The 585-nt window shown below is 55.9% G+C and carries 1 protein-coding gene; it reads right to left on the bottom strand.

The genetic code is table 11. The annotated features are described in order from the left end of the window. Nucleotides 1-351: 351 nt before the first annotated feature. A partial coding sequence (rpsU, locus tag AC1DIX_RS27580) for a 30S ribosomal protein S21 (protein ID WP_477328512.1) occupies nucleotides 352-585 on the bottom strand: 234 nt, incomplete at its 5' end.

Here is a 585-nt window from a genome sequence, read left to right as displayed (position 1 = left end):
GCCGGAAGGCCCTTGCGGATACCTGCCCGTTTCGCGGTTAGTACAAAGCCCGCTTCGGCGGCGAAGCCGCTACTTGCTCTGAAGGCAGCGAATGGTCAGCTTGACGGTACAAAGTCGCTGGCTAACGCGTCTTCCAACGCGCTGTAGCGACCGAGCGGTTTTGCGGGTGGTCACCGCATCATTACACCGCCCGTCACCTAAACCATGTGTGTCCAGGCAGAATCTGGTGAGGCGGGAGATATACGAGTAGAAACTAGCGCTGCTTCGCGGTTTACTGGACGTCAGTGCCGGAAGGTTGATATTTTTGCTGATCAGCGCCTGTAGATTCCGCTCCACATAGCGCACTTGCGACTATTTAGCAGGCCGCTTCTTCACTGGTACAACGCCCATTTCTCGATCCAGCTTTTTCTTGGCGAGCTTGCGCGAGCGACGGACACCTTCCGCCTTTTCACGGGCGCGCTTGACCGATGGCTTCTCATAATGTTCTCGTTGGCGCATTTCGCGAAGGATACCTTCCCGCTGCAGCTTCTTTTTGAGAAGGCGAAGCGCCTGATCGACATTGTTGTCGCGGACAAGTATTTGCAC

The sequence above is a fragment of the Massilia sp. 05N420 genome (assembly GCF_056397205.1).
The sequence above is the reverse complement of the archived record's forward strand: the minus strand, read 5'-3'. Positions and strand labels throughout refer to the sequence as shown.